Here is a 19691-nt window from a genome sequence, read left to right as displayed (position 1 = left end):
GATTTCCTGGGCCACATCGACCTTAGATGATGATACCAATCTAAAAAGGCATCGACGGACATTTATTGAGGTATCAGCGTAAGTTACCTCGGGTATTCGATTGTCATTTATGACCTAAAAGCCCATTTTTCTGCAGACCGGAGATTCGCATGGCCGTCACCCTACCCCGCCCCGCTTATGCCGGCATGTTTGGACCGACCACGGGCGACAAGGTTCGCCTTGCCGATACGGAGCTTTTCATCGAGATCGAACGCGATTTCACCCTTTATGGCGAGGAAGTGAAATTTGGCGGCGGCAAGGTCATTCGCGACGGGATGGGACAAGGCCAGGCCTCAAAAGCCGAGGGCGCGGCGGATACAATTATCACCAATGCCGTGATCATCGACCATTGGGGCATTGTCAAAGCCGATGTCGGGCTGCGTGATGGGCGCATTATCGGCATTGGCAAGGCGGGCAATCCCGATGTCCAGCCGGGCATCGATCTCATCATCGGCCCTGGCACCGAAATCATTGCCGGTGAGGGACGCATTCTCACCGCTGGCGGGTTCGACAGCCATATTCATTTCATCTGCCCTCAACAAATTGAAGAGGCCTTGGCCTCGGGCATGACGACAATGCTCGGCGGGGGCACCGGCCCAGCGACAGGCACTTTCGCGACGACCTGCACGCCAGGACCCTGGCATATTGCCCGGATGATCGAAGCCTCTGACGGTTTCGCCATGAACCTCGGTTTTGCCGGCAAGGGCAATGCCTCCAGATCTGAAGGTCTCGTCGAGCAGATCGAGGCGGGCGCTTGCGCCCTGAAACTGCATGAGGATTGGGGCACGACACCAGCGGCCATCGACTGCTGCCTGTCCGTCGCTGATGATCACGATATACAGGTCATGATCCACACGGATACATTGAACGAATCCGGTTTCGTCGAGGACACGATCCGCGCCTTCAAGGGGCGCACCATTCATGCCTTCCACACCGAAGGCGCCGGAGGCGGCCATGCGCCCGACATTATGAAAGTCGCGGGCCTGCCCAATGTCCTGCCTTCCTCGACCAATCCGACACGGCCCTTCACCGTCAATACGCTCGACGAACATCTCGACATGCTGATGGTTTGCCATCATCTCGATCCCTCCATTGCGGAGGATCTCGCCTTCGCCGAAAGCCGTATCCGCAAGGAAACCATTGCGGCTGAGGATATTCTGCACGACCTTGGTGCTTTATCGATGATGTCCTCGGATAGTCAGGCCATGGGACGCATCGGCGAGGTGATCACACGCACCTGGCAGACAGCCGATAAGATGAAGCGTCAGCGCGGACCACTCCCCGAAGACAAGAGCAATAACGACAATTTCCGTGTGCGCCGTTACATTGCCAAATACACAATCAATCCGGCCATCACTCATGGCGTTTCGCGTCACATCGGCTCGATCGAGCCCGGCAAGCTCGCCGATCTTGTTTTATGGACGCCTGCTTTTTTCGGCGTGAAGCCGGATCTCGTCATCAAGGGCGGTATGATCGCCTATGCGATGATGGGCGATCCCAACGCCTCGATCCCGACACCGCAACCCGTGCATGGGCGCCCAATGTTCGGAAGTTTTGGCGGGGCACGGACCGGCACGTCCTTAACTTTTACGTCGAAGACGGCCCTGGCGCATGGCCTGGCCCAAAAGCTCAAAATTTCGCGTAAATTAGTACCCGTCGAAAACACCCGCGGAAATTTGCGCAAGACGAGCCTGATCCTCAACGGCGCGATGCCTCACATCGAGATCGATCCGGAAACCTATGTGGTCAAGGCTGATGGCATGGTACTGACCTGCGAGCCAGCGAGGAGCCTGCCCATGGCGCAGCGCTATTTTCTGTTCTGAGCAGATCAACCCATCTCGGTCGCGAGCCGGCGCATGAAGGCAATGCCGGCCTCGATCTGGGCAATGGCAATATATTCATCCGGCTGATGCGCTTGGTCGATCGAGCCCGGGCCGCAAACGATGGTCGGCACTTCGGCCTTTTGAAATTGGCCGGCTTCCGTGGCGAAAGGCACAGTAATGGTCCGATTGGAACGCGCGAGTTTCAAGGCCAGGCTCTCGGCTTGCGAGCCCGTTTCTGGAGCAAGCCCCGGAACTTCCACCTCGACCAGAGTCTCGATGGACGCCTTGGGGGCATAACGGGTCATTTTCGGCAAAACCACACGGGCGGCATAGTCTTCAAGGTGCCGCAAGGCACGGTCCTGCGCCACGCCTGGCAGGCCACGAAACTCCCAAAGGAAACTGCATTCCTTCGCAAGGATATTGCGCGCCGTACCGCCATGAATCGTGCCGACATGAATGGTCGAGGCGGGTGGATCGAAACGGCCACTCGGATCGCCTTCGGCGGCCAAAACTTCGGCAAAACGATAAAGCTCGGTCACGAGATCACAGCCCGCTTCGACAGCACTGGCGCCGAGATAGGGTTTCGAGGAATGCGCCTCGTGACCGTGAACAGTCGTGCGATAGGTGGCGACACTTTTGTGGGCGTCGGCGACTTGCATCAGGGTTGGTTCACCCACCAGCACTGCCGCCGGACGTGGCAGATCATGACCGAAACGAGCAATCGTATCCAGCGAGCCCGTACAGGCGATTTCCTCGTCGTAGGACAGCAGAATATGGATCGGCCGCGCCAGCCGCGCCTGTTTGAATTCCGGAATCATGGCGAGACAGAGGGCGTCGAAACCTTTCATGTCACAGGTTCCGCGCCCGAATACACGGTCAGCCTCGCGGCGCAGGGTAAACGGGTCGCTGGTCCAGCTTTGCCCTTCAACCGGCACGACATCCGTATGGCCGGAGAGGACAACGCCCCCATCCACTTTCGGCCCAATGCTGATGAAAAGGGCGGCCTTATCCCCTTCCGCATTGGGGACTTTGACATAGTCAACAGCTTGTTCGCGAAGATAATCCTCGACCGCCGCAACGAGGGGCAGATTCGATTTCGAACTCTCCGTGTCAAAGCTGATAAGGCATTCAAGCATGTCGAGCGTAGCGCCCAGCCTGGCATCTGGATTTTGCGAATTCACCATGGCCAATCCAGTTGAGACGAGACGCCGCTCTTATCCGAAGATCAGTTTAGGACTTGTCGAGAGAATGGGGAATCGAGCGAAAAGACGGGGATTGCTGCTTCAAAAACATCCCCCTTTTCCGTCACCATGCGATAGCTGCCAGTCATGATGCCGGAGGGCGTGGTCAGTGGGCAGCCCGATGTATAGCGGAAGGTCTCTCCCGGTTTCAAAACCGGCTGCTCGCCGACAATGCCAGGGCCCTGGACTTCCTCAAGTTTGCCATTAGCGTCGGTGATCTTCCAATGGCGTCCGGTGAGTTGCACCGTCAAATCGCTCTGATTGGCGATCTCGACCGTATAGGCCCAGAAGAAGGAGGACTCATCCGCATCGGAACGTTCCGGCACGAATTCCGTCAGGACGGTGATCTGAATATCGCGGGTAATGGTGCTGTACATGGCCTGTCGTCTTTAATGTTTGGGTGTTAAGGTAACACAACGGGCCGGCTGAGGAAAAGGCTGGGAAAGAGGCACAAGCGGCACCTCTTGCCATCCCGTCACCTGCCTTATTCAGCGGCAAGCTGCTTTTGTCCAAGCACCGCGAGCGCGGCTTGCAAATCGGCGATCAGATCTTCCGCGTCCTCGAGCCCCACCGACAGTCTGAGCAGTCCCTCGCCGATGCCCATGGTGGCACGCGCCTCCGGTGTGAGACGCTGATGCGTCGTCGTGGCCGGATGCGTGATGAGGCTTTTGGCGTCACCGAGATTATTCGAAATCTTGATGATCGACAGAGCATTGGCGAAGGCGAAGGCGGCCGGCTTGCCGCCCGTGACCTCGAAGGCGACCATCGTGCCTCCCCCGAGCATTTGCCGTTTGACGATCTCGGCTTGCGGGTGATCGGCGCGGCCAGGATAGAAACAGCGCGCGATCAGCGGATGATCCGCCAGGAAATCGGCGACTTTTGCCGCATTGGCCATCTGCTGCTGGACACGCAGCGGCAGGGTTTCCAGGGACTTCAAAAGAATCCATGCGTTGAAGGGAGACAGAGCGGGACCCGTCTGGCGCAAATAGGTCTGGAGATGCGTTTCGATGAAATCCTTGCTCGAAAGGACGACACCACCAAGGCAACGCCCCTGCCCATCGATATGTTTGGTCGCCGAATAGACCACGCAATCAGCGCCGAGTTGCAGCGGCTTCTGCAACATGGGCGAAGCGAAGGCATTATCGACGACGAGGCGCGCGCCATGAGCATGGGCAATCGCCGCGACAGCCGCAATATCATAGACCTCGAGGCTTGGATTGGTTGGGCTTTCCAGAAACAAGGTCTGGGTCTGCGGCCGCAGCGCGTCTTTCCAGGCCTTGAAATCCTTGCCATCGACCAGCGTGGAGGCAATACCGTAGCGCGGCAGCAATTCCTCGACAATATAGAGGCAGGAGCCGAACAAGGCACGCGAAGCGACGACATGATCACCGGCCTTCAAGGGCGCGAGCAAAGCGGCCGTTACCGCCGCCATGCCGCTCGCAGTCGCACGGGCCGCTTCGGCTCCCTCGAGCAAGGCCATGCGTTCCTCGAACATGGCATTAGTCGGATTATTGTAGCGGGAATAGACGAAACCCGGTTCCTCGCCCTTGAAACGTGCTTCGGCCGCTTCCATCGTCGGATAGACATAGCCCTGGGTCAAAAAGATCGCTTCGGCGGTTTCACCGAAAGGGGAACGCGTCGTTCCACCATGAACGAGCCGGGTCGCCGTCCGCCAGCCTTCTGGATCACGCGGCGGCTTGAAATCCTGCATGGGTGGGCTCCTCGAAGAATAGCTTGCTGCCGTGCAGCTTCGTCACCGGCTTGAAAACCTATCGTGTGACGTGCTTACTGGGGCCAGGACCGCATCTCAAGTCCAGAGATCTTTTATAACGCATCACAAATTGATCCCAAAAGGGGTATCCCCTTTGGGTTCGCTCCGGGGACCCTCATGCCGACGCAAGCTTCTTCCATCAAAAGCGCGGATCAGCGTTCCGAGCCTGTCGCCGGTGCGGTGGAATTCGGTTCGCAATTTGGTCTTTTGCCGCGCCAGAAGATAGAAGTGATGGTCCGGCGCGGCATGATCATGAGCCCGGAACTCGACAACGGCCAGATTCAGCCCGCCAGTCTCGATCTGCGGCTCGGCCCGAAGGCTTATCGCATCCGGGCCAGTTTTCTGCCCGGCAAGGACCGTACGGTCGAAGGACAACTCGCTAATCTCAATTCGGAAGAAATCAGCCTCGAGGGTCATGGCGCCGTTCTGGAGCGCGGCTGCGTTTATGTGATTCCCCTTCTGGAATCCCTCAAACTGCCGGAAAGCATTTCCGCCATTGCCAATCCCAAAAGCTCGACCGGCCGGCTCGATATTTTCACACGACTCATCACCGATCGCAGTGAAGTGTTCGATCGCGCCGCGCGGGCCTATGAGGGACCGCTTTATGCGGAAGTCTCGCCACGCAGTTTCAGCATCCGCGTACGGCGCGGCACGCGGCTCAACCAGATCCGGTTTCGACGCCTCAACTCTCAACAATTAGAACGCAATGATTTCTCGCTGGATGAGAAGGAATTGCGGGAACGGCACGAAGCGCTCCCCCTCGTCGACGGCCCGTTAAATCTGCGCAACGGCCTTGTGCTGCGCGTCGCCCTGAGCCGCGAACCATTAGGGCCGATTATCGGCTATCGCGCGCAAAAACACGCCGATATTCTCGATGTGGATCGCGTCGGGGCCTATGCCGTCTCCGATTACTGGGAGCCGATTCTGGCCCGCGAGGACCAACGGCTCATTCTCGATCCCGGCGAATTCTATATTCTGGCGAGCCACGAAAAACTGCATATTCCACCGGATCTTGCCGCGGAAATGGTGCCAATCGATCCAGCCATGGGAGAATTTCGCGTCCATTATGCGGGATTTTTCGATCCAGGTTTCGGCCATACCGTCAGCAATTTGCCTGGCGCCCGGGCTGTTCTCGAGGTCCGCAGCCGGGAAGTCCCGTTCATCTTGGAAAACGGGCAAGTCGTCGGGCGTCTCGTCTATGAGAAAATGGCCGAGGCGCCGCTCTCCGTCTATGGCCAATTGGAGGGCGCCCATTACCAGGGGCAGGGCCTGAAGCTTTCAAAACATTTTCAAGAATGCTGAAATTTCCCGCCTGAAGTGTCAGGCGGGGCGCGGCTTCAGACCGTAACTTTTGAACTTCTCGATATTAAGAGCGATTTCCGCGTCCGATAGGATGACCGGTGTGCCGATTTGCGAAGCCACGTAATATTGCTGGCAGAGCGTCTCGAGTTCCACGGCCAGCCACAGAGCCTTGGCGAGATTGGGACCCGTGGCGATAATGCCATGATTAGCAAGCAGGCAGCAGGTGCGGTCTTCGAGCGCCTTGAGCGCCGTCTCGGAAAGTGCCTGCGTGCCAAAAGTCGCATAATCACTGCAACGGATCGTCGGACCGCCTGCGGCAGCGATCATATAATGAACGGCTGGGATTTCCCGCCGGCACATGGCGAAGGCCGTACTGTAGACGGGATGCGCGTGAACGACGGCATTGACGCTCGGCTTGGCCAGCAAAATATCCCGATGGATCCGCCATTCGGAGGATGGGACAATCGGACGGTCTGAAACGAATGTGCCATCGAACTTCAGAAAGACGATGTCGGCCGCCTGCATCTGATCATAGGGCAAACCCGAAGGCGTGATCAAAAGACCCTCGCCCCAACGCACTGAAATATTGCCCGACGTCCCTTGGTTCAGACCAAGGCCGCGCATGTTCCGGCACGCCTCTACGATCGACCAGCGAAGAGCTTCTTCTTCGGATTCGTTCAAACCCTGTCCCTCGAATGTCTTTCCCAATGACACCGCTCTATCCGAGACGCTGCACGACGCAAGTCTACAGCATCTAACCAAAAAGCAGGCCCGATTTTTCGGGATAAGGGAAAGACACACGGGGTCATTTCAGATCAGTAAGCAGAACTTGATCCGATCACGTCAACACATCTGAAGCAGACTGCCGCAAGGCTTTGAATACTCGACCGAACGCAATTTCGAGCATTTTCTGCTTCAATCGGATCAGAAAATGCTCGAAATTCTTTGGCGCACAATCTCTGTCCCAAAAGCTTGCAGCTCTTGGGAGTGTTAAGGACTCACACCGCGAGGATCACGATGTGGCTCAGGAACGCGAGCCGTGAACCAAGGGTTTACCGACGAAGCGAAGGGATTTCTTGGGAGGCGCGCTCAAAAGACCCATCAGATAACCCACCTGAAGCGCGCACAGGATTAAAAGGGGAGCAAAGACGAACCCAGGAACTCCGCCGTGCCAAACCTGTGGCATGGTGAGACACAAGAGCACAATAGCTGCAAACGTCGGGATGAGAACCAGAACTTTGAAGAAACGGCCCAGCAAGGCCCCTATGAAGACACTTCCGATCAGTAAAACGCTCATGTCATACCTCCCTGATTGATTTGATTTTATCGCGCCTTGTTTTAATTGGCGCTTTATTTATTCTATACAATTCTAAGCAATATCAGGCTTGATGTTTTTATCCCAATATCTGCTTAATTCCGACACTTTCGTTCGTTTTGCCTCAGTCCTCCCCTCTAATATTCATCGAAGGATGCCGAAGGTTCACTTCCTTCAATCATTATATTGCCATTCAGGATGGACTCTAAAGCTCCGCCGCGCAAGCGAATTTTAGGCTGAACCTTGGGTGGACACGACAGCCCTGTCACTTCGGGATGGTCGACTCCGCAGGAAACAGAAAGGCCGCGAAACCCATTCAAATACAGGGAGATCACCGCATGACATATTGCGGCCGATGTTCAACCCATGGGAACGCGACGGGTTGAAGGAACGCCATCCGAACATTTTTGAGAAGGCGATTTTGATCCCCCGGCGCCTTCACCCTGAGACACAATACTAAAGACTCGGCTGGCTCGCGGCCTCGCGTGGAACGCTTTCTGAAGCCGAAAGCAAAACGGCCAGACACGAAAATGTCTTAAAATAAATTATATATTACTTTTGAATTTCTCTCAATGCTCTTGTCTCTCGCAAGATCGAGACATTCACACATCAAGAGTAGCCCGATGACTTGCCTGAACCAGCATATCACGTCAGCGATTTCATCAAGAGGCACGCTGAAATCGTCACTCTTAAAGAGACGGGAGCCAGTCTTGCCGCCATGCGCGTGAGTTAAAGACAATAAGAATGTGCAAAATATTCGCTCTTCACAACGAGTGCCTGAATCCCGCGATCGGAAATCCTAGCTTGTCTATCCTTTTCAATGGACGTTACCATAGAATAGCCTAATATGGAGAAGGGCTTATTTCCTCGTTAGGCGCGCCACAGACGCGCACGCCCATTTCGATTTTCGGATGTTCGAGGCTCGGTATTCTCAAGTGCAGACAACTTTATCAGTCTTGAGACCTTAGTGTTTTGGTGCTATGAACGAAGGATCGGAACTGAAGCGGGCTCAGCTAGATGTATTTCAGCCGTACTGGTGAGATGGTCGAACAGGGAAATCATGTCGAGCACCATTCCTGGTTCGCTCAGCATATCAATATATCTTACCAAAATATCGAGTGGATCGCGGCACTCATTGATATTATACTTATAATTTCTGCCAGCATCATCGGTACTATCCTTTTTCAATATATCGCCTATGGCGATTTTGTCGGCTTGGAAGCCAGTTTCGGTGTCGGCGTCACGAATAGCCTCCTTTATGCCTATGTCGCGCGCTCACATGGTTTATATCGGCTGCCCGTTCTCCTCTCCCCTCTCCGGCACCTGGCTCGTATCTTCTTCTACTGGCTTGCTGTCGGCATGTTCGTCGCTGCTGGCCTCTTTCTGTTGAAAGTTGGCACCGCCATGTCACGCGGTGCCATGGTCTCCACCGGCTTGTTGCAGATCAGCTTCCTCGTCATTGCGCGACTGCTGGAAGAAAAACTGACTCGCTCCATGGTCGCCTCGGGCAACCTTGCCGGACGGCGCGTCGTCACGATCGGCGAAAGCGGTGAATTACAGCGCTTGAGCGCGTCCTATCTTTTCCGTTATTTTGGTTTGAAGGAAGTCGCTCGCATCGCGCTGACGGATATCGGCGATGTCAGGGCCAATCCCGCGACAGAGAATTCCTATTTCCTTGAGGCCATGGACGCGGCGCGCGACCTCAATGCTGAGGAATTCGTCATAGCCCTGCGCTGGAGCAGCCGCCCCTTGCTCGAAACTGCACGGGAACAGCTTCGCGCTTCTCCCCTGCCGGTCACGCTTTTACCGGATCACAATATTCGTTCGATTCTCGGCCGGCGCGGTATTGCCACGGGACGTCCAGTCGTTTCGCTCGAGCTCCAGCGCGCGCCCCTGACCTCGCCCGAAAGAGCCGTCAAACGCATTGTCGATATTGTCTTGGCCTCGATTGCCTTGGCCCTGCTCTCACCCATCTTCTTTATCGCAGCCCTCGCAATCAAATTGGACAGCAAGGGGCCGGTGATTTTCAAGCAAAGGCGCAACGGGTTTAACTCCCGCCTGTTCCTGATTTATAAGTTCCGCTCCATGACTGTGATGGAGGATGGCGCCGTCGTGAAGCAGGCCCAGCGCAACGATCAGCGCGTGACCCGGGTGGGAGCTTTCCTGCGGCGTTCCAGCATTGATGAATTGCCGCAATTACTGAATGTCCTCAAGGGCGATATGTCCCTGGTCGGCCCGCGGCCGCACGCTCTTGCTCATGACAATGAATATAAGGCCTTGATCGCGAAATATGCTTTTCGCCATCATGTTAAGCCTGGCATGACAGGCTGGGCACAGGTCAACGGTTTGCGGGGCGAGACCGGCCGTCTCGAGCAAATGGTGGAACGGGTCAAGCTGGACCTGTGGTATATTAATCACTGGTCGCTGGCGTTCGATATCAGCATTCTGCTGCGCACCTGTTTCGAGGTTTTGCGCAATCGTGCTTATTGATCGGCGGGCCGGAGCGGAAGATTGATCCGTTTCGGCCCTTGCCTTGGTCTCCATGGTCGATAGTCCATCATAAATCTATCGACTTCCCTCCCAATATTTACGATTCAGCCACGCATCTCCTGTCCATGCTCGAAGGCATCGGTTTACGTTGATCGCGCCTTTTGATACTAAGCTTGATTCTCCGTCTAAGGAAACCAAGGTTAATGTCATGGGCGCCCGCGTGGCGTTTCGAAATTATAGTTAATGCCATGGTAGATCTATTGTGCTTATAATTCCCTATCCTTAAAAAAATCCCTGTTCTTCTGAGAAGTTGTGTTAATTATGTAACACATACTGGATAATTTTCCAAAAGGACCTTTGAATCGGGGATGGCCGGCTGGTCCATTTGATCCCGACGCGTTATGAGTCGCAGGTTCCTAAATTGGGGTTGGTTATGTCGGCGTTTCGATGGGTTGCTTTGACCAGCCTAGCAATTGGCCTCCTTCCTGCCGGAGGCTGTGCCTTTTTCCCGGTGAGCGGACCTTCCTCCGCTAGCATCAACGCGCAATCCTCCCCAACAAGCCCTTACGGGCTCGTCCCCCTGACACCCGAAACGATCGATGTGATCGCCGCCTTTGAACCCAAAGGGTTGGCCGGCACGTTCACGGACAGGCGGCCCTCTTCGAACATCAAATTCGGCGTCGGCGATATCGTCAGTGTCACTGTTTTCGAAGCGGCAGCAGGGGGCCTCTACATTCCGCTCGAGGCCGGTGTAAGGCCGGGTAATTACGTCGCCTTGCCAGACCAAGTCGTCGATAATGATGGCAACATCACTGTCCCCTACGCCGGTGCTATCCGCGCCGCAGGCCGCACCAATGTGCAAATTCAGAACGATATTATAGCCCGCATCAAGAATCGGGCGATCGAGCCGCAGGTCGTCGTCGCGCTGTCACAGCAGCGTACCTCTTTGATCAGCATCATTGGCGAGGTTAATACGCCTTTGCGCTTTGCCATGCCCGCCGCGGGTGCTGGCGATCGCATTCTCGATGCAATCACGCGCGCTGGCGGCATCAAGGGCCAGGGTTACGAGACCTGGGTCATGCTCGAACGCGACCATCGCCGCGCGACAGTGCCGTTCGAAAATCTCGTGATGAATGCGTCGAACAATATTTTCGTGCAGCCCGGCGATCGCATCTATGTCTATCGCGAGCAGCAAAAATTCCTCGCTTTTGGCGCGACTGGAAACCAAGGCGAGTTCCCGTTCGATGCCTGGCGCATCAATCTAGCGGAAGCCGTAGCCAAGGCGGCGGGTCTCGTCGATCAGCAGGCCGACGCGACCTCCATCTATCTCTATCGGCGTGAACCGCGCGAAGTGGCGCGGCGGCTCGGCATTGACGTCAACAATATTCACGACGAGCTCGTGCCTGTCATCTTTACAGTCAATCTTCGTGATCCGGGTGGCTATTTCCTCGCGACACGATTGCAAGTGCGCAATCAGGACATTCTCTTCGTCGCCAACGCCCAATCCTATGAGATTGATAAGTTCCTCTCCTTCGTCAATCACGTTGCCGTTACCGCTCATTCCATCGAGAGTCCCATCGCCGGAGCTTCCATTACTCGGGCCGATGTCGCCGGTCACGCGGTTGTTGCACCGTAATATAAAACTCGTTTAAAACGGGTCAGATTCAAGAACAGAGTTCTCCCTTTTTCCAAGGGGAGAACTCTTTTTTGGAAGTTTAGCGCCTTTCCTATAAATCGAAATCGGGTCACGCTTTCCACGACCCTCGGAACGATCACAGATTATCGATCCGAAGAGCCAATATTGCCGAAAACCTGCTTTTCCTGGACAGAGTCAGTTCGATCTCACCTGATTTTACTCATAATATATGAGCGAAAACAAATTTCGGGCGCACCGTCGATTCATAAATACAGGGCTCAACAAAACGCCGAAAAGCGGGATTGAACGGATGCAGCACGACACCTTTGGCCACGAAATCGGCCTCGCTGAACAATGGCTGGAAAAATCAGCTTTGCCCCTCTGGCAGAGCCAAGGAATTGATTGGGAAAAAGGTGGTTTTTTTGACGCGCTCGATCTTGTGACCGGCGTCAATAGCGCCAACCGCAAGCGTCTGCGCGTCATCACACGGCAGATTTATGTCTTCTCGCAAGCTGCGAAACATAATATCCCGCAGGCACGGGAAGCTGTGCTTCATGGTATTGATTTCATCTTTTCCCGCGCCCGCCATCCGCAAGGCGCCTTTCTTTCCAATTTCGACCTCGACGGGAATGCTGTCGGCGATCAGCGAGATACCTATGATCTCGCTTTTGTCCTCTTCGCCCTGGCTCAAGCCTATTCAATCACACAAGACCCGAAACTCGCGCAGGAAGCGTTGAGCCTCGCCGCCTTCTTTTCGAAAGTTCTGTCACATCCAAGGGGCGGCTTCGTCGAAGGCATTCCAGCGGAAAAGCCACGCCGGCAAAATCCGCACATGCATCTTCTCGAGGCAAGCCTTGCTTGGGTTGGATGCGGCGAGAAAACGGTCTTTCCGGCGCTCGCGCATAATCTCGTTGATCTTTTCAAGAACCATTTTTTCGATCCCGAAACGGGCGCCATTCTTGAATATTTCGATGATTCACTTGGACGCTCCGGACCCGATATCCGGGAAGCAGTGGAACCGGGGCACCTGTTCGAATGGGTCTGGCTGCTGGACCAATACGAGTCGTTGACGGGACAAACGGTCCCTTATCTCGATCAGATCTATGACTTCGCGCATCGTCATGGCGTTGATCGGAAAAGCGGTTTCCTCTTTGGTGAAATCGGCCTCGATGGAAGTCTGCACGACGCCAAGGTCAGACTCTGGCCCCACGCCGAATGGCTGCGTGCGGAAGCAGCCTGGAAACGACGCCATCCGGAAGCAGATCCTGACCGGGTCCGTCAGGCTTTTACCGCTCTATGGCGTTTCCTCGAAACAGAGCGATCAGGGCTGTGGTTCGAACATTACGATCCCGAAAATGGTGGCTTCCAAAAAGGTCCTGTTCCGGCCAGTTCTCTCTACCACATCGTGGGGGGCTTCAAGGGCCTGAAAATTTGGGAATAATCCTGAAACACCCCAAAATGGGCTGATCTCCGCGGCGGGATTTGCCATCAAAGGCGGAGAGCACGATTGAAACCATTGACGCGTGCTCTCCCGTCAAACAATGTTCTGAAGCTGAAACCGCCACTTGCCAATCGCGGGGAACATCCCCCGACACCCCAACCATGATCAGCTAAGCCTATGAACTTTCAAATGTTTTCGCCTATGTGCGCGTGTGAACGTGCCTATGTATAGAGATTACATTTTAAAGTCAGAAGCAAAGCAAGTGCGTTTTCAGACTTGACCAATTCGCAGAATATCCTTCATAAATATTCGGTACACTAGCGCATCGGATCCAAAGTGCGGACCACTTTTCAGGATCAATCTGATGGATTTTCAAAGATCTAGAGTATCGGACACGATTAAACTTGAACGATCGATGCTCTAAGTGAAGGCTATCACGCCGGACGAACAGAGCGCCATGGCGTCATAGGTGCTGCTGATTGTGTGCTTCATTCTTCGGCGTTTCCGCTAGAGCATATCTCTTCAGAATCGTAATCAGACGACATGCTCTAACCTTAGAAAAGGCATCAATTAGTTCCAAAAGTGGTGTCCACTTCTGGATTGGTGCTACAAACAACTATTCGTGATGGGGCTTGCGATGAGCTTGGTCGAAAACTTCTCCTCGATCCGTATTTTATGCGTGGGCGATGTCATGATCGACCGGTTTATCGAGGGGCGGGTCAAACGCATTTCGCCTGAACGGCCGGTCCCTGTTCTGACGATTGACAATAATTATTTAGTTCCAGGCGGCGCCGCCAACGTCGCGCGTAACATTGCGGCCCTGGGCGGCCATTGCACGCTCATGGGCGTCATCGGTGACGATGCAGCGGGCCGCGAGCTTGAAAGCAAGATTGGGGAAGCGTCCCAGGTCGAGCCGGCGCTGCTTCGTGTCACGGACCGTTCGACGACCGAAAAAACCCGTTTCGTGACCCAGGGACAGCATATGCTGCGCGCCGATCAGGAACGCGCGGATTGGATTCTCGCCGAGACAGAAGCCGCTCTGATCGCCGCTTTCAAGGCCGCTTTGCCCCACCATCAGGCCGTCGTTCTGTCCGATTACGCAAAAGGAGTCCTGACCGATCACGTTCTCGCCGAAACCATCTGCGCCGCCCGTTCCTATGGCATACCGATCATCGTCGATCCCAAATCCGTGCGGATCGAACGTTATTCCGGCGCAACCGTCCTCACGCCCAACGCCAAGGAAATAGAACAGGCGACGGGCATTGATCCCACAGATGATGAGCAGGCGATCGCGGCGGGTCGCGAAACACTGCTGCGCGCGGCAATCGACAATATCCTCATCACACGCGCGGAAAAGGGCATGACGCTCATCGGCCGCGATGGGTCGCCTACGCATATTCCGGCCAGCGCGCATGAGGTTTTCGACGTTGTGGGTGCGGGCGATACTGTCGTCGCGACTCTGTCCCTGGCGCTCGGCGCTGGTGGTGAAATGGAAGCCGCGGCGCGCCTTGCCAATGCGGCCGCCGGCATCGTCGTTGGCAAGCGCGGCACAGCGACCGTCACCCGGACAGAATTGCTCGAAGAGCTCGAACGAGAGACACGTCAGGGTCTTCTGCCCCCCTCCTCCCATATTCTCTCCTGGCAAACCGCCAAGGCCCGTATCTCCGCCTGGCAAAGGGATGGATTCAAGGTTGGCTTCACCAATGGATGTTTCGACATCCTGCATGCCGGCCACGTCAGCTTGCTCGATTTCGCCCGCGCTCATTGCGATCGCTTGATCATTGCAATCAACAGCGATGAATCCGTACGGCGCCTCAAGGGCCCGACACGTCCGGTTAATTCCGAACAGGATCGCGCTTTCGTCCTCGCGGCTCTCGCCTCCGTCGATGTGGTAGTGATCTTCAATGAGGATACACCGCGCGAAATCATCGAATATTTGGCGCCCGATGTCCTCATCAAGGGTGCGGATTACGAGGTCAGTCAAATCGTCGGCGCGGATTTCGTCCTCAGCCGAGGCGGTGAGGTTCTTCGCGCTGAACTGGTGCCTGGACGCAGCACGACCGGGATCATCAGCAAAGCTGCGGGCCGCCAGGAAGCAAATACACAGCCCAAAGAGGGCGAGACGGTTTGACCGTGACGAAGCGTCCATCGGGTCACACGACGACCACCGACGACCTTGGCAAAAGACGGAGGACTTGGCCGTCTTGATGCGGTAAACGGTTTCGTCGAAGGCAATGTGGCAGGCCATCCACAAATGGCTTGCCTATGGTCAATGGTCGCGGCCACTCTCCGCCTCGCCAGAACGCCGCGAAAATCCTCCCGAGATTGCAATGCCTCAGCTGTCGCCAGCCATTTTTCTCGACCGAGACGGGACCCTCATCGAAGAGAGACATTATCTCGGCGATCCCGATCAAGTCGTCCTGCTCGCCGGCGCTGTCGAAGGGCTCAAGGCCATGGCCCAGCTTGGCCTGCCCCTTGTCGTCGTCACCAATCAATCGGGCATCGCACGCGGCTATTTCACCTTGGAGGCGGCGCATGCCGTCAACCAGCGTGTCGCCGATCTTCTCGCCGCGCAGGGGATCATCATCAACGGCTGGTATCTCTGCCCCCATGGACCGGACGATCCCGCTTGTCATTGCCGCAAGCCCCTGCCGGGCATGATCGAGGCAGCAGCAAGTGATCTTCACCTTGATCCAAGCCGCTCGGTAATGATCGGCGACAAAAAATGCGATCTCGACCTGGCAGAAGCGGTCGGCGCCGCGGCCCTCCTTGTCACCACCGGCCATGGACATGAAGATATTGACTATGCGCTGGGATTGAACATTCCCGTCTGCCGGGATCTGGTCGAAGCCAGCGATCATCTCAAGCGGCTCATGATCCAGGCTTGAGCCGCTCCTCAAGGACCCGATGTTCAAGTTTAAATATGTACTCTAGCATTTTGAAAATACATATCTTGATCGGCCTCTGATGATTGAGAGCATCACTCCAGCCTAGTGATGATTTTGACCTTCGTGCCTCGAACGAGCGGGCATCATCGACAGGCCGAATTTTTTCGATCGAGGTGTTTTGCTTGCAAAAATATTGCCTTCATCGAATCTTATCATGATGATCTTGAAGTGATTCCTTCTGGAGATCGGATGCTCATGGTTGCGTAGAAAGCCTGGAGCAAGCCAATGATGTTTCAGTCTTGGTGGTCAGCTGATACGTGGCCATAGGTTGCTTTTCCCGCGAGCAGCCTCCACCTTGTTTATATTCCTTTCTCTCCCTTCGACTCTTTGCCCGAGGCAGGACCGAAGCCGGTTACGGACCTGATGAACCATGACGGATCATTCCTCGCCCGCCCCTTTGCCCGACGAGACTGACTCTTCAGGAGACCGTGTGGCAACAATCGCGTCCTCAAGTCCTGAGGGTGATCGGGTTTCAGCTCAAAATCGCCCCCTTGTCGTCGATCTCGACGGCACATTGATCAATTCCGATCTACTGGTCGAAGGTCTGTTCCGACGGATCGGCAAGGCGCCCTTGGCGGCTTTTCCTCTTCTGCGGGCTTTATTCAAGGGTAAAGCCTATTTCAAACATGTGATCGCCGAAACCGACAGTCTCGACCCGGCAACCCTGCCCTATAATGAGACGGTGCTGAAAATTGTCGAGAAGGCGCGGGCGGAAGGACGGCCGGTCTATCTCGCTTCCGCGAGCAACGAACGCCTTGTCGGCGCGGTCGCCGATCATCTCGGCGTCTTTACGGGCTGGTTCGGCTCGAATGCCACGCTCAATTCTTCTTCGCACAATAAAGCTGGCTTGCTCGTCGAGAAATTCGGCAACCAGGGTTTCGATTATATCGGGAACGACAAGGTGGATCTTCCTGTCTGGGCGGCGGCAGCCAAGGGCATGGCGGTCAGACCACCCTCCCGCCTCCAATCGCGCCTTGCTACGGATCACATTGAGATCGTCGAAAACAACAAGCCGCGCCTTAAGAGCTGGCTCAAGCTGTTTCGCATCCATCAATATGCCAAGAATGCCTTGGTCTTTCTGCCCCTTCTGACAGCGCATAAATTCGATCTCTTCTCTTTTTTCCTCGCGCTCCAGGCTTTTTTTGCTTTTTCCCTCTGCGCCTCCAGCGTTTATGTTCTCAATGATCTCGTGGATATCGAGGCCGACCGCCAGCATCCGACCAAACGGAAGCGTCCGTTCGCCTCGGGCACGATACCGATCGTCCAGGGGGCGCTATCGATCCCTCTGCTCTTGCTAGTCTCCCTGGGGCTCGCCGCTGCAACCTCCTGGTCGTTCCTCGGCGTTCTCCTGGCCTATTTCGCCTTGACCAATGCCTATACGTTCTCACTCAAGACCAAGATGCTGATCGATGTCGTGACCTTGGCGATGCTCTATACATCGCGGGTCATTGGCGGCGCGGCGGCAATCGATGTCGGTGTCTCGGAATGGCTGCTTGCCTTTTCGATGTTCTTTTTCATGTCGCTCGCGCTCATCAAGCGCTATATAGAATTAGCAGTGCGAATCGACGCATCTTTGCCTGATCCATCGAATCGTAATTATAAATTGAGCGATGCGGATATTGTCGCCTCGCTCGCGGGTGCATCAGGATTGAATGCAGTCACCGTTTTCGCGCTCTATATTTCGTCCGATACCGTCCATACACTTTACCGTCACCCGAAATTGTTATGGCTGGTTTGTCCGATCCTCCTTTATTGGATCTCTCGTGTGCTGATGATGGCGCATCGGCGTCTCGTCAACGACGATCCGATCATCTTCGCCCTGAAGGATCGCGTGAGCCTGATCTGTGGCCTTCTCATCGCCTTGATCATGATCGTCGCCGCTCTATAGGATCCACATGTCCGATCGCTCCACCCTCCGCGTACCATGGCAAGGCAGTCAATCGGCTGGCATATTCGTCCGTTACGTTCTTTTCGCCATTATTGCCGGCATTATGAACCTCGGGACCCAGGCGCTCGTCTTCCGCTATGCCCCCGTCGAAGCCTTGATGCTGTCCATCCTGGCCGGAACCGGGGTCGGATTCGTCGTGAAATATTTTCTCGACAAACATTGGATCTTCTTCGACGATTATGATGGAGCGGCACAGGAAGCCCGCAAGATCTTTCTCTATGCGAGTTTCAGTGTCGCCATGACCCTGGTCTTCTGGGGTTTCGAACTTCTCTTCCTTGTGATTGGCAAAACCGAAACTGCCAAATATACAGGGGCTGTCGTTGGTCTTGCATTCGGCAATTTTGCCAAATATGTGCTTGATCGTACCTACACTTTCAAAACTAAGGCGACCTCATGGAACTGAGCGGTTGGGGCCGGTATCCGCGCTTCGATTCCACCGTGTTCGCTCCAGCGAACCAGACCGAAGTTTTCTCTCTTCAGCACAAGCTTTCGCATTATGTCGCGCGCGGCAACGGCCGGGCCTATGGCGATGCGGCGATCGGAACCATGTCGAGCCTTTCCATGCTCGGCCTCGATCGTCTTGGCGCCTTTGATCCAGCAACAGGTCTTCTCACGGTCGAGGCCGGGACCTTGCTCGCCGATATTATCGAGACCTTTCTGCCCAAAGGCTATTTTCCGCCCGTTGTCCCCGGCACGAAATTCGTGACCGTCGGCGGGATGATCGCAGCCGATGTGCATGGCAAGAATCATCATGCGGCCGGCAGTTTCGGCACCCATGTCATATCCTTGCGGCTTGCCCTTCCCTCGGGAGAGGTGGCGGTCTGTTCCCGGACGGAAAATGAAGATCTGTTCGATGCGACCATTGGCGGCATGGGTCTGACCGGCGTGATCCTCGATGCGACATTCCGCATGATGGAAGTGCCAAGCGGCTGGGTTCAACAGGAAACCGTCGTTGCCAAAAATCTTGAGACGGCGCTCGAAAGCCTGTCGAGCCACGAGGACGCGACCTATTGCGCCGCCTGGATCGATTGTCTCGCGACGGGCAAATCACTCGGTCGCTCGCTCGTCTATCTCGGTGAACATGCGACACCGGAAGCTGTCGACGAACTGAAGCCTGGTGCTCCCCTCTTCCCAACCGTTGGCCATGAGGCTCTTGGGGTGCCACTGGATTTTCCGTCCTTTGCCCTCAACCGGCTCAGCGTCACCGCCTTCAATATGCTGTATTTCCGCAAGGGCGCGCTCATGGCGGGCGTTCCCTACCTCAGTGGCATCGATCCGTCTTTTTTCCCGCTCGATGGCGTGCATGATTGGAATCGCATCTACGGCAAACGCGGCTTCGTGCAGCATCAGTCCGTGATTCCCGAGGAAAAGGCGCAGTCGACCCTGGCGGAAATTCTTCGCCGCATCGCCAACCGCGGCAATGCATCCTTCCTCGCCGTTTTGAAAAAATTCGGCGCTTCCTCCTCTGGGATCCTGTCTTTCCCCAGTCCCGGTTATTCATTGGCGCTCGATTTTTCGATCGATCGCGGCCTGTTTGAATTTCTCGACGAGATCGACAAACTGGTCATCGCGGCGGGCGGACGGATCTATCTGGCCAAGGATGCGCGGCAGTCAGCCGCAACATTCGCGGCCGGCTATCCCGGTCTCGAGCGTTTCCGCGAGATCCGCGCCAAGATCGGAGCCGACACCAAGCTGACGTCGCACCTGTCGGAGCGGCTTGGTATTTGACCGATCGGC

The 19691-nt window shown here is 55.6% G+C and carries 15 protein-coding genes; 10 read left to right on the top strand and 5 right to left on the bottom strand.

What is annotated here, in order from left to right:
- Positions 1-149 precede the first annotated feature (149 nt).
- Positions 150-1862: an urease subunit alpha gene (gene ureC, locus BIND_RS05280; RefSeq protein WP_012384041.1), complete on the top strand. Its 1713-nt coding sequence runs from the start codon at positions 150-152 to the stop codon at positions 1860-1862.
- Positions 1863-1867: 5 nt separating this feature from the next.
- Here ureC and argE read toward each other — a convergent pair whose 3' ends face one another.
- The 3 genes from argE to BIND_RS05265 form a co-directional block, all read right to left on the bottom strand.
- Positions 1868-3046 carry an acetylornithine deacetylase gene (argE, locus tag BIND_RS05275; RefSeq protein ID WP_012384040.1) on the bottom strand — a complete coding sequence of 393 codons (1179 nt, stop codon included), beginning with the start codon at positions 3044-3046 and terminating at the stop codon, positions 1868-1870.
- 41 nt (positions 3047-3087) lie between these two features.
- The gene (gene apaG / locus BIND_RS05270) at positions 3088-3480 is read right to left on the bottom strand and encodes a Co2+/Mg2+ efflux protein ApaG (RefSeq protein ID WP_012384039.1); all 393 of its coding nucleotides are present in this window, start codon (positions 3478-3480) and stop codon (positions 3088-3090) included.
- Between the two features lie 107 nt (positions 3481-3587).
- On the bottom strand, positions 3588-4814 hold the full coding sequence (locus BIND_RS05265; protein WP_012384038.1) for an O-succinylhomoserine sulfhydrylase: 1227 nt from the start codon (positions 4812-4814) through the stop codon (positions 3588-3590).
- Between the two features lie 177 nt (positions 4815-4991).
- Between BIND_RS05265 and BIND_RS05260 the strand changes: the two genes are divergently transcribed.
- Positions 4992-6176, top strand: coding sequence for a 2'-deoxycytidine 5'-triphosphate deaminase (locus tag BIND_RS05260; RefSeq protein ID WP_012384037.1), 1185 nt, complete (start codon positions 4992-4994; stop codon positions 6174-6176).
- A gap of 18 nt (positions 6177-6194) precedes the next feature.
- Here BIND_RS05260 and BIND_RS05255 read toward each other — a convergent pair whose 3' ends face one another.
- Both BIND_RS05255 and BIND_RS05250 read right to left on the bottom strand, forming a co-directional pair.
- Positions 6195-6857, bottom strand: a complete 663-nt coding sequence (locus BIND_RS05255) for a class II aldolase/adducin family protein (protein ID WP_041778484.1) — start codon at positions 6855-6857, stop codon at positions 6195-6197.
- 343 nt (positions 6858-7200) lie between these two features.
- On the bottom strand, positions 7201-7473 hold the full coding sequence (locus BIND_RS05250; RefSeq protein ID WP_012384035.1) for a hypothetical protein: 273 nt from the start codon (positions 7471-7473) through the stop codon (positions 7201-7203).
- 1035 nt (positions 7474-8508) lie between these two features.
- On the opposite strand from BIND_RS05250, the gene BIND_RS05245 reads away from it, so the two are divergent.
- From BIND_RS05245 to BIND_RS05210, 8 genes are all read left to right on the top strand, one after another.
- Positions 8509-9981 (top strand): undecaprenyl-phosphate glucose phosphotransferase, encoded by a 1473-nt coding sequence (locus BIND_RS05245; protein ID WP_012384034.1) that lies wholly within the window; start codon positions 8509-8511, stop codon positions 9979-9981.
- A 511-nt stretch (positions 9982-10492) separates the two neighbouring features.
- A complete protein-coding gene (locus BIND_RS05240; RefSeq protein ID WP_244395966.1) occupies positions 10493-11617 on the top strand; it encodes a polysaccharide biosynthesis/export family protein in 1125 nt (374 codons plus the stop codon).
- A 310-nt stretch (positions 11618-11927) separates the two neighbouring features.
- On the top strand, positions 11928-13058 hold the full coding sequence (locus BIND_RS05235; RefSeq protein WP_012384032.1) for an AGE family epimerase/isomerase: 1131 nt from the start codon (positions 11928-11930) through the stop codon (positions 13056-13058).
- A gap of 637 nt (positions 13059-13695) precedes the next feature.
- Positions 13696-15189, top strand: a complete 1494-nt coding sequence (rfaE1, locus tag BIND_RS05230) for a D-glycero-beta-D-manno-heptose-7-phosphate kinase (RefSeq protein ID WP_050763911.1) — start codon at positions 13696-13698, stop codon at positions 15187-15189.
- A 199-nt stretch (positions 15190-15388) separates the two neighbouring features.
- Entirely contained in the window at positions 15389-15946 is a 558-nt protein-coding gene (locus BIND_RS05225) for a D-glycero-alpha-D-manno-heptose-1,7-bisphosphate 7-phosphatase (protein WP_012384030.1), read from the top strand.
- Between the two features lie 490 nt (positions 15947-16436).
- Positions 16437-17894, top strand: coding sequence for a UbiA family prenyltransferase (locus BIND_RS05220; protein WP_012384029.1), 1458 nt, complete (start codon positions 16437-16439; stop codon positions 17892-17894).
- A 7-nt stretch (positions 17895-17901) separates the two neighbouring features.
- Positions 17902-18357, top strand: coding sequence for a GtrA family protein (locus tag BIND_RS05215; protein ID WP_012384028.1), 456 nt, complete (start codon positions 17902-17904; stop codon positions 18355-18357).
- Positions 18348-19682 (top strand): FAD-binding oxidoreductase, encoded by a 1335-nt coding sequence (locus tag BIND_RS05210; protein WP_012384027.1) that lies wholly within the window; start codon positions 18348-18350, stop codon positions 19680-19682. The genes BIND_RS05215 and BIND_RS05210 overlap by 10 nt, the downstream gene beginning before the upstream one ends.
- Positions 19683-19691: the final 9 nt, after the last annotated feature.

The organism is Beijerinckia indica subsp. indica ATCC 9039 (assembly GCF_000019845.1).
In the GTDB taxonomy this organism is placed as follows: Bacteria; Pseudomonadota; Alphaproteobacteria; order Rhizobiales; family Beijerinckiaceae; genus Beijerinckia; species Beijerinckia indica.
The sequence above is the reverse complement of the archived record's forward strand: the minus strand, read 5'-3'. Positions and strand labels throughout refer to the sequence as shown.

What these genes read in the sequence shown, in the direction of transcription:
- rfaE1 (WP_050763911.1), top strand. Translation starts at nt 13,696, where the DNA reads ATGAGCTTGGTCGAAAACTTCTCCTCGATCCGTATTTTATGCGTGGGC.
- apaG (WP_012384039.1), bottom strand. Translation starts at nt 3,480, where the DNA reads ATGTACAGCACCATTACCCGCGATATTCAGATCACCGTCCTGACGGAA.
- BIND_RS05215 (WP_012384028.1), top strand. Translation starts at nt 17,902, where the DNA reads ATGTCCGATCGCTCCACCCTCCGCGTACCATGGCAAGGCAGTCAATCG.
- BIND_RS05250 (WP_012384035.1), bottom strand. Translation starts at nt 7,473, where the DNA reads ATGAGCGTTTTACTGATCGGAAGTGTCTTCATAGGGGCCTTGCTGGGC.
- BIND_RS05210 (WP_012384027.1), top strand. Translation starts at nt 18,348, where the DNA reads ATGGAACTGAGCGGTTGGGGCCGGTATCCGCGCTTCGATTCCACCGTG.
- BIND_RS05225 (WP_012384030.1), top strand. Translation starts at nt 15,389, where the DNA reads ATGCCTCAGCTGTCGCCAGCCATTTTTCTCGACCGAGACGGGACCCTC.
- BIND_RS05245 (WP_012384034.1), top strand. Translation starts at nt 8,509, where the DNA reads ATGTATTTCAGCCGTACTGGTGAGATGGTCGAACAGGGAAATCATGTC.
- BIND_RS05265 (WP_012384038.1), bottom strand. Translation starts at nt 4,814, where the DNA reads ATGCAGGATTTCAAGCCGCCGCGTGATCCAGAAGGCTGGCGGACGGCG.
- ureC (WP_012384041.1), top strand. Translation starts at nt 150, where the DNA reads ATGGCCGTCACCCTACCCCGCCCCGCTTATGCCGGCATGTTTGGACCG.
- argE (WP_012384040.1), bottom strand. Translation starts at nt 3,046, where the DNA reads ATGGTGAATTCGCAAAATCCAGATGCCAGGCTGGGCGCTACGCTCGAC.
- BIND_RS05235 (WP_012384032.1), top strand. Translation starts at nt 11,928, where the DNA reads ATGCAGCACGACACCTTTGGCCACGAAATCGGCCTCGCTGAACAATGG.
- BIND_RS05260 (WP_012384037.1), top strand. Translation starts at nt 4,992, where the DNA reads ATGCCGACGCAAGCTTCTTCCATCAAAAGCGCGGATCAGCGTTCCGAG.